Source organism: Clostridiales bacterium, assembly GCA_012512255.1.
GTDB lineage: Bacteria > Bacillota > Clostridia > Christensenellales > DUVY01 > DUVY01.
Map to the genome: position 1 here is coordinate 1 of JAAZDJ010000015.1, position 10,073 is coordinate 10,073.

Here is a 10,073-nt window from a genome sequence, read left to right on the forward strand (position 1 = left end):
CGAATACGACCAAAACACCAAAAAATTTGAAATCCATTACAAAAATAATTAAAATTTATGGACGCTGCTGTTTGGGCGCTTTTTTTGGCTTAATTGTTTTTTTAGTTTTAGGGATTATATATTATAATCATAATTAGACCGAATATTGTTAATGCTTGCGTTAAAATCCATATTGCATTAAAATTCATAGGGTTAATATAATTTGCGTTATTTGTTTTTTTTTATCAATACTACTAAAAAAACCTATATAAAGGATTTGATATAAATGACCCAAAGACCGTATAACGAATACGAACAAGATTACCGTTTTGATGTCGTGGTCATAGGCGGCGGGCACGCAGCCGCCGAGGCGGCGCTGGCCTGCGCTAGGACAGGCCATAAGACCTGCATGCTGATTCTTAATTTGGAATCTATCGGGCTTTTAGCGTGCAATCCTTCTATCGGCGGCACTTCCAAAGGCCATCTTGTAAGAGAAATAGACGCGCTGGGCGGACAGATGGGCATAGAGGCCGACAAGTCCTTGATACAGCTTAGGATGCTCAATCAAAGCAAGGGCGCGGCCGTTCAATCGCTAAGGGCGCAAATAGACAAAAACCGATACCATACCAATATGAAATCAACACTGGAAAATACGCCCAACTTGAGATTGCGCCAAGCCGAAGCCGTAGAGCTTATCGTGGAAAACAAAAAAATAATCGGCGTTAAGACCCTGCTTGGCCAAATTTATTACGCCAAAGCCGTAATAGTGGCGACCGGCGTTTATCTAAAATCGCACATAATCATCGGCGACATTATCCAAAAGCAAGGGCCTTCGGGGTTTGCGCGCGTCGAATACCTTTCGGATAGCATTAATAAAATTGGCCATGCCACAAGACGCTTTAAAACGGGCACGCCCCCGCGCGTCAACGGCAAAACAATAGATTATTCCAAGCTGGAAATTCAGCATGGCGAGCCGTGGTACACCTTTTCGGTTATGTCGGACTCGGTAGAATACGACCGCGCGCCGTGCTATTTGGGCTACACCAATGAGCGCACCCACCAAATAATCAGGCAAAACATACACCTCGCGCCGATGTATAGCGGGCTGATAGAGGGCATAGGCGCTAGATATTGCCCTGCAATTGAAGACAAGGTAATGCGCTTTGCGGACAAGGAACGCCACCAATTTTTCTTGGAGCCCGAAGGACTGAACACCGTGGAGGTTTATCTCCAGGGGCTGAGCACCTCTTTGCCCTTGGATATCCAAGAAAAAATAATAAGGAGCATTGAGGGCTTGGAAAACGCCCAAATTATGAGGGACGCCTACGCCATAGAATACGAATGCATAGACCCGCTTACCCTAAAGCCTTCGCTGGAAAGCAAATTTATTGACGGGTTGTATTTTGCCGGCCAGATAAACGGCACAAGCGGCTACGAAGAAGCGGCCGCCCAAGGCCTGATGGCGGGCATCAACGCTTCGTTAAAGTTAAGGGGCAAAGACCCTTTGGTGCTAAGGCGCGACCAAGCCTATATAGGCGTTTTGATAGACGACCTTACCACAAAGGGCACCAACGAGCCTTACAGGATGATGACTTCGCGCGCGGAGTTTAGGCTGCATCTTCGCCAAGACAACGCGGACCTAAGGCTTACCCAAATAGGCTACGATGTCGGGCTAGCCGCTAAGGAAAGGTACCAAAAATATTTGGACAAGCTAAACCAAATCCAAAAACTCAATTCTTTGCTTGATAAAACTTTCAGCCCTAAAATTATAAACCCGTTATTAAAAAAACCGTTAAAATCGGGCGTTACTTTGAAAGAATTGTTTAAGCGGGACGATTTGCCCTTGCATCAAATCGCGCAACTTAACGAACTTAAAGATTTTAGTTACGATGTTATATATCAAGTTTCTTTGGACGCGCGCTACGAGGGCTACATCGCGCGGATGAAAAGAAGCATAGAAGAAGCCAAAAAGCTGGAAGAGTTTAAGCTGCCCGAGGACCTGGACTATAACAAGCTAAAAGGGCTTAGAATAGAAGCAAGGCAAAAGTTGCAAAAAATACGGCCTCTGACCTTGGGTCAAGCCTCAAGGATAAGCGGCGTCAATCCGGCCGATATCAATGTCTTGCTGCTTTATATAAAGACCAAAAAATGAATTTGGATGTTTTAAAACAAAAAATCAATCAAGACGGGCGTTTTGAGGTTTTTTATAACGAGCTTATAAAGCGCAACCAAAAAGTCAACCTTACCGCCATTACCGAAAAAAAAGATGTCTATCTCAAGCACTTTTTGGACAGCGCGGCGGCTTGCGATTTTTTAGCGCCCCAATCTTATGTTTTGGACATAGGCTGCGGCGCGGGCTTTCCGTCCATTCCGCTAAAACTGTTAAGGCCCGATTTAAAATTTTTGCTGATTGACTCGTCCAACAAAAAAATTAACTTTGTTAACCATATTATAAAATCCTTGGGCTTGTCGGACATCCGCGCGACCCATTGCCGCGTAGAAGACTTAAAAACCAAAGATTTTGACTATGCGCTCGCGCGCGCCGTCGCCCCGCTCAACGTATTATGCGAATACGCTTTGCCCTATCTTATACTTGGCGGGCGCGCCATTTTTTATAAATCAGATATATCCCAAGAGTTGTCCGCGGCGCTTAACGCGATAGGTTTTTTGGGCGGCCAAATTGAAAATATCATAGAATTTCATTTGGAACAAGACATAAAAAGAAAGCTGGTCGTGATACAAAAAATCAAACCTTCCCCTGACGGATACCCCCGCCCGTTTAACAAACCGCGAAAAAATCCGCTTTAGATTTGCAAATTTTTGAATTTTTTGTCGTTTATGTTATTGTCCATTAATTATTGTATTTGTATCTAAAATATATTTATGCTATAATTAATTGATACGACAAGGAGATTTTTTTAAGCTATGGGAAAGATAATTGCCTATACCAACCAAAAAGGCGGAGTGGGCAAGACCACGACTTGCATCAATATGTCCGCCTATCTTACCGCTATGGGCAAAAAGGTTTTGGCGGTGGACTTGGACCCGCAGGGCAATACGACCAGCGGTTTGGGAATAGAAAAAAGCAAGCTGACAAAATCTATATACAACGCGCTAATGGGCGATTGCCCCATAGACGATGTCATCGCGCCCACGGGCGTGGACAACCTTGATATCATTCCTTCCAATATAGACCTGGCGGGCGCCGAAGTTGAAATGGTCAATATAGAACAAAGAGAAAAACTGCTTCAAGCCATTTTGAACAAACTCAAAAACACATACGATTATATCTGCGTAGATTGCCCGCCTTCGCTGGGGCTTCTCACTATCAACGCCCTCACCGCTTGCGATTCCGTAATAATCCCTATCCAAAGCGAATTCTTTGCCCTGGAAGGCTTAAGCCAATTAATGAACACGATAAAATTGGTCAAAAAACATCTCAATCCGACCATAGAGATTGACGGGGTTTTGCTTACCATGTTTGACGGCCGTTCCAATCTTGTCAACAGCGTGGCGGACGAAATCTATAAATATTTCGGCAGCAAAGTGTTTGAAGTAAAAATCCCCCGCAATGTAAGGCTGGGCGAAGCGCCAAGCTACGGCTTGCCCATTATGCAATACGACCCGAAATGCGCCGGCGCGTTGGCTTACCAAGCGTTTACCGAGGAATACCTAAAGCGCAATAACGACAATTTCATAAAAATAGAAGACCCTTCGGTTTTGAAAAAGAAGTATTGATAACCAAAGTAAAAAATTTTGCCAAACATTTGTTTGGCTTTTTTTTATTAATACCGAATTTCTATTCGCGAAATAAATAAAATCTAATAAAAAATTATTTCTAAGACAAAAACCGATAAAGAGATCTAAAGAGCAAAAGAGCAAGCTAAAGCAACCCAAATAATTTAGAAAGGGATTGTTTTATGAAAAGCGTCTACTGTTATACTCTTTTGTTTTTTTATTATGCCGTTATATCTTTTAGTTTTTTGACTTATTTTTCAATCAATAAATATGTCGCCTTGCGCGCGTCTAAGATTGGTGAAACCGACTGATATTTTTTCTCAATATTCCCATGCGTATATATACTCCATTGACGCGTATGAAGAAGAATGATACAAGCGTTTGCCCACTGCTTTATTTTATACTAAATATTTTTTTTTGATAAATTTTATAAAAGGGATTTAATCGTTTTTTGTTTCTTTTTTAACAAAAAAATTCTAAACCTTGAAATCAAAAGCTTAAATTTTACCGTCATAGCGGGCTAAGATTGCCTGTTAACCTTAGAGATAAAAATGGCAGACAATTTTATTTTCATACGAAAAGCGCCTTTAAAGGCTGGCAAAATAGGTTGACGAAGCGTATAGCGTTTTTTTAAGATGACAAAAGATATTTCGGCAGGCCGTCTAGTAACTCAACGGAGCATACGGCGGGGCATATAGAAATTAATTTGCTTAATGCGCCTGATGCGGCGGGCGTTAAAGGGAGTTTAGATCTTCTTAAACTTAACGAAAAATTAAAGGATAAATCCATTATTAAAAAAACGATTTTTAAAAAAATTTTATCCCGTCAAAAAAAACGCCGTTTTATTTAACAAACGGCGTTTATTTATTTTTTAATTTTAATGTCTTAACCTACCAATCCGCCCAGCAATCTTTCGGTATTAAAGAAATGGTTTATTATAAAGAACACAATCTTGCTTATTTCTTTGGCGATATAGGTGTTTTCAAAGGCAGCTTTTACGGGCGCCATAAACGAAAAATTAAGCAACAGCCCAAACACTACCAATAATATAGAAACAGCAATCGCGCCTTTGAAAAAACCTACAAACAGACCAAAAAACTTATCAATGTCGTTAATTGTTTTTTGACCTTTGATCTTATCAATAATTTTTTCAAGCGTCCTTATGATTATCCTCAAAATCAAGAATATAACCAAAGCCAAAACCACATAAAATATAGCTTGGGCGAAAAACTTTGACAACGCGAAATTAATCGTCATGCCGTGATAGGCTCCCCCCGACATTTTGTCAATCACACTCATAAGCATGGGCACGATAACGCTCCACAATCCGCCAATAGCCCCCTGAATTTCTTCTTGCGTAGCTCCAATAGTTACTCCGTTGAAATCAGGCAGTTTGGAAGACAAAAAGGACGCCAAGCTGTTGGTATCTCCGGCAAAAACCTTATTTATAAAAGGTATTTGATAGATTTGATTGCCCGCGAAAAACACTATTACAATGGCTATTCCTAACGATATCGTCGTTCCAAACAACGAGGTTATTGACTTTAAAGCGCCTTTATAAGCTCCATAAAGCGTGAAAATCAACAATATGCCAACTACAATCCCATCAATAATAAGCGCCATAAAAACCTCCTCCAATGCCTTTAAAATGTATTTTTTTTCTATATTTGGGAATACTTCCCTAATATCAGACCAAATATACCGTTATGAAAACCATCTCTTTTTCGTCCACATCCTCAAACAATTCTTTGGCGGATACGCTGCTGAAAAAGTTGCGATCTTTCCGCTCCTTGCCCGTCATTTTGTGCATCGGCAGCGACAAAGTCACAGGCGATTGCTTGGGTCCTTTGTGCGGGCATTTGCTGGTCAATATTTACAACACCCCTTGCTATGTTTATGGGACATTGGATTTGCCCGTAACGGCCAAAAATCTAGAAAGCACGCTGGACTTTATAAAGGCCCGCCATCCAGGCCAAAAAATTTGGGCGGTCGACGCCTGCGTAGGAAAACCGCAGGATGTGGGCGTTATCAAAGTCGGCTCGGGGTTATATCCCGGCTCTTTTTGGGGCCATAACCTGCCCCGTTCGGGCAATCTGGGAATAACCGCCTGCGTGGCCTCTGATAACGGCAATGATTTTCAAACAGCGAGATTGGGTAATGTTTTCAAACTTGCCGATATAATCGCGCAAGCCCTTGACAAAAGCCTGCGCATACATGTAAGTCTCCAAAAAATATACCGACCAAGTAATAACATTATATCAGCGTCCAATTAATTAATAATTAAACAAAGATTAAAAAATGATTAGAAAATTGTTTCACGTGAAACAATTTTTATCTATTTTTAAAAGAATTTATAAGCTCGCTTATCCTGTCCAGGTCGTCCCTGGAAAAATAATCTATATAAATCCTTCCTTTGTTTTCGTTGCCATAGACCGTAACCTTGGTGGCAAACACCCTTTGCATGTCGTAAATCAATTCCCTTAACTCTATGCTTTGACGCATAGCGAAAATTGGTTTGGTCTGTGGTTTGGGCGCCAATAATTTTTTTACGGCGTTTTCCAAATCCCTTACTGACATTTGTTTTTGGATGGCGGCATTGGCGAATTTTAGTTGCTGGTCTTTATCCTCTATGCCTAAAAGCGCGCGAGCATGACCTGCGCTTAATTTGCCGTCCAAAATCATTTCTATTATTTCTTGGTCTAAGGTCAAAAGCCTCAGCGTATTGGCGATAGCCGGACGGCTTTTGCCCAACCTTTCGGCCACTTTTTCTTGGGTGTAATTATATTCAGCCATCAGCCTTTTGATCGCTCTTGCGGCTTCTATGGGGTTTAGATCTTCCCTTTGGAGGTTTTCTATTAGCGATATTTCGCTTATTTTTTGATCGGAATAGTCTTTGATAACTACGGGCACTTTTAACAGGCCGGCTATTTTAGCCGCGCGCCATCTTCTTTCGCCCGCTATTATCATATATTTATCTTCCCGCTTGGTTACAATCAAAGGCTGAATGACGCCGTGAATTTTTATGGAATCTGCCAGCTCGTTTAGGCTTTGCGCGTCAAAAGATCTGCGTGGCTGATTGGGGTTGGGAAATAATTTATGTATTTCTATCTCGGTTTCAGCTTCTTGATTGGCGGTATCTATTACTCTTTCGCTATAATCGTTATCGCTAAAAAGCGCGTCCAGACCGCGGCCTAAACCTTTTCTAATTGACATAGTCTAAAACTCCTAATTTTTAAAAACATTTTAACACAAGAAAGGATAATTATCAATATTTAATAATTATGACGGTATAAATAAAAAAATCCACAAATTCTTACACATTGAAGTTTATCAATGTGTATGGAAATGTGGATAAATTAATTATAAATATTTATAATTGACTTAAATTATTAAAAATTTTAGGCTGTTTTGCTACTTATAAACATATTTTTGCCTATAAATGTTGATAAAAATTAACAAAATGTTTAATTTGGGCGCAAGGTTTTACACAATGTTATTAAAACCAAACCACAATATCTAAGCATTAAAAAATAAATAAATATTATATATTGCGCTTTTTATGTAGTTTTCCACAATTTAACTCCCAACTATTACTACTGCTACTATATAAGAATAATATATAATTATTTATCGGGATTTTTATCGTTGTCTTTATTATGTGTAATTTTTATGTATTCGGCCAATCTCAAGTGCCTTGACACGATGTCATTATAATATGAAAAATCATTTTTATAAGGATCGTTTATCTTCATTTCCCTTAAGATTTTGTTATAATTTTTGCGCGCCTTAACCATAAAATACCCCTTTTATATTTTATGTTTTTAGCGACCCATATTGTTAAAGTTATATTTTGTTTGACTATTAAACATTGCTTATGTATAATTTAAGGTATCGTATTTATCATAATTGATATCCTACATTTTGAAAATAAGTGGTGGACAAAATGAGAAAAAAGATCTTGATAATATTTATTGCTTTGATAATGGTTTTTGGCGCCGTTTTTGGATGCGGCCCAAATTATCCGGAGTTTGACGTTAAAGAAATACCCGACCAAAAATACGCCGTAACCAGCAACGGCGGCCTAGTCGTGCAAAAGGGCGATTTTATATATTTTGTCAACGGATATAAGTCCATCGAAGACGCTGACGGCAAGAATAATATTTGGGGAAAGGTTGAAAAAGGCGGCATATATTACTCCAAACTAACCAAAGGACAAGATATAGAAATAAACGACTATTACGGCAAATATACGACTTACGACAACAGTTCTAACGAATTTGACGATGAGTTCAGCGGATTTGTAACGGAAGAAAAGACCTATTTTGACGAAGACGATGAGGAACAAACAAGACAACAAATCAAAGTAAGCCCGGTTGTTTCCAAACTGGTCACAAACGGTGGCAATATTTTTGGCGGAATTTATATCATAGACGATTATATTTATTACGCAACGCCCACTACCAAAAAAGACAAAAAAGGCAATATCCAATACGAATTGGTGGATTTTTTCCGCACGCGCATAGACGGCAAAAACACGCAGTATATATACACATCCAAAAGCGCTTCCCAAAAACCCGTTTATGGATATTATAAATTCAATGGCAAGGTATACGCGGTATTTTACGAGGCAAGCGAGCAAAAAATTTATAGCGTGGAAATAAACGATAAAAAAGCAAATAAACCCAAAGTATTGGCCGAAAAAGTAACGGGCGCGATTTTACCCCAAAAAGATGTTTACTACAAAGGCATATCCCAAGACATGCCCGAAGATTTTATATATTATACGCGGGATATTGAATTAGAAATTGATTCTGAAAACTTCGGAAATATAACCGAAAGGGTAAGGCCGGACGGAAGCCAAAGAACCAAAATTTTATCGGGCATGACCGTGACTTTAAATAAGGTTTCCCAAGGCCATTTGCTTTATTTTGTTGAAGGTTATCAAAATACCGCCAATAAATATTATTTTTCGCAAGATTATACCGATTTTGACGCCGAGCAAACCCAATCAAAACAGAATATAATATTTTACGAGCCTTCGGGCGATTTTCCTGACGAAGTTTACGGCGTAATAAATAGACCTAACGATTACTTGGCGCTCGCGTCTAAAGGTTCTAGCATGGTTTTATACCGTGCGGGCGAAGAGGCCGCTGAAGTTATTTACAACCAAAAAACAAAAATATTATACGCGGACAGCAATAACGTCTATTTTGTGATTGATTACACTAGCGAGGAAGAACCCAATCTTACTACGGTCAAGCTATATAAAATTAACTATTTTGACAAGCAAAACCAAGAGTTAGCCCAAAAAAATATAAAGGTTGATTTTTTGAATGTGGATATAGCCGCGGGATATATCTTTTATGTTTCCAATGAAAACCAAATTGCCCAAACCATACCCAAAAACGACCAAGAAGAAATTACCGTATTGGCCAAAACCCAAAATTATCTAAGGTTGCAAAATTTAAACTCAGCCACCAAAACCGAGTGGGATTTGGGCTGGCTTGCCAAAATGGATTATCCGGAGATTGACGACGAGGACAAATAAAAAAATTAAACCGCCCAAAAAGGCGGTTTTTTTATTTTATATTATAGCTTTTAAGTTTATATTATAGCTTTTAAGCGGGCGTGTTTTCATTTTAAGCAATAGCTTTCGGCTTTTGTTTTTTTGGCTTGCCAAACCTTAAAATTGTCTGGGCGATTAATACCGCAACAAGCGCCACTCCCACGTCCGCAAGCTCGGCCAAGATTAACGACTGCATCGTCGGGAAAAAATTAATTACCATTACAAGCAGTTTGACCGCCAAAACCATTATTATATTAAATAGGACTATTTTTTTGACATATTTTGCCAAGGACAACATAGCCGGCAAAGCGTTTAGGTTGTCGTTCATAATTACCATATCGGCCGATTCCACTGAGACATCGCTTCCCGAAATTCCCATTGACACGCCTATATCGGCGCGCGAAATCGCCAGCACATCGTTAATGCCCTCGCCCACAAAGGCCGTTTTGTGTCCTTTGTTTATATACTCGCTTACTATATTTAGCTTGTTTTCGGGCAGGCATTTGGCATGGTAGGCGTCAATACCGGTTTTTTGGCTTACGCTTAAGGCGATTTCGGCGTTATCGCCCGTGATCATTACGGTATTTTTAACGCCCAGCTTTTTGAGGCGCGCCACGCTTTCTTTGGCCTCAGGCTTGATTTTATCTTCCAAAATTATAGCGCCTATATACTCGTTTTCTTTGGCTATATAAATTGCCGTTTGGGAATATCTGGGAACTTTTAAGCCGTTATTTTGCAAAAACTCGTAACTGCCCGCCAATATCGCATAATCTTTGGTTTGGGTCTTAAC

Annotated in this window: 9 protein-coding genes; 5 read left to right on the forward strand and 4 right to left on the reverse strand. The window is 39.8% G+C overall.

What is annotated here, in order from left to right; translation table 11 throughout:
• Positions 1 to 265 precede the first annotated feature (265 nt).
• The 3 genes from mnmG to GX756_00630 all read left to right on the forward strand — a co-directional run bounded on the left by mnmG (position 266) and on the right by GX756_00630 (position 3,717).
• Positions 266 to 2,131 (forward strand): tRNA uridine-5-carboxymethylaminomethyl(34) synthesis enzyme MnmG, encoded by a 1,866-nt coding sequence (mnmG, locus tag GX756_00620; GenBank protein NLC16373.1) that lies wholly within the window; start codon positions 266 to 268, stop codon positions 2,129 to 2,131.
• A complete protein-coding gene (rsmG, locus tag GX756_00625; protein ID NLC16374.1) occupies positions 2,128 to 2,787 on the forward strand; it encodes a 16S rRNA (guanine(527)-N(7))-methyltransferase RsmG in 660 nt (219 codons plus the stop codon). Before mnmG ends, rsmG begins: the two co-directional genes overlap by 4 nt.
• Positions 2,788 to 2,904: 117 nt before the next feature.
• The gene (locus GX756_00630; protein NLC16375.1) at positions 2,905 to 3,717 is read left to right on the forward strand and encodes a ParA family protein; all 813 of its coding nucleotides are present in this window, start codon (positions 2,905 to 2,907) and stop codon (positions 3,715 to 3,717) included.
• An 885-nt stretch (positions 3,718 to 4,602) separates the two neighbouring features.
• Here GX756_00630 and GX756_00635 read toward each other — a convergent pair.
• Positions 4,603 to 5,340 carry a hypothetical protein gene (locus tag GX756_00635; GenBank protein NLC16376.1) on the reverse strand — a complete coding sequence of 246 codons (738 nt, stop codon included), beginning with the start codon at positions 5,338 to 5,340 and terminating at the stop codon, positions 4,603 to 4,605.
• A gap of 83 nt (positions 5,341 to 5,423) precedes the next feature.
• Between GX756_00635 and yyaC the strand changes: the two genes are divergently transcribed.
• A complete protein-coding gene (gene yyaC / locus GX756_00640; GenBank protein ID NLC16377.1) occupies positions 5,424 to 5,990 on the forward strand; it encodes a spore protease YyaC in 567 nt (188 codons plus the stop codon).
• A gap of 58 nt (positions 5,991 to 6,048) precedes the next feature.
• Here the strand turns inward: yyaC and GX756_00645 are convergent, their stop codons facing one another.
• Positions 6,049 to 6,930, reverse strand: a complete 882-nt coding sequence (locus GX756_00645) for a ParB/RepB/Spo0J family partition protein (protein NLC16378.1) — start codon at positions 6,928 to 6,930, stop codon at positions 6,049 to 6,051.
• 410 nt (positions 6,931 to 7,340) lie between these two features.
• Entirely contained in the window at positions 7,341 to 7,511 is a 171-nt protein-coding gene (locus tag GX756_00650; protein NLC16379.1) for a hypothetical protein, read from the reverse strand.
• 149 nt (positions 7,512 to 7,660) lie between these two features.
• Between GX756_00650 and GX756_00655 the strand changes: the two genes are divergently transcribed.
• Entirely contained in the window at positions 7,661 to 9,265 is a 1,605-nt protein-coding gene (locus tag GX756_00655; GenBank protein ID NLC16380.1) for a hypothetical protein, read from the forward strand.
• Positions 9,266 to 9,356: 91 nt separating this feature from the next.
• On the opposite strand, the gene GX756_00660 is transcribed toward GX756_00655, so the two are convergent.
• A partial coding sequence (locus GX756_00660; GenBank protein NLC16381.1) for a cation-translocating P-type ATPase occupies positions 9,357 to 10,073 on the reverse strand: 717 nt, incomplete at its 5' end.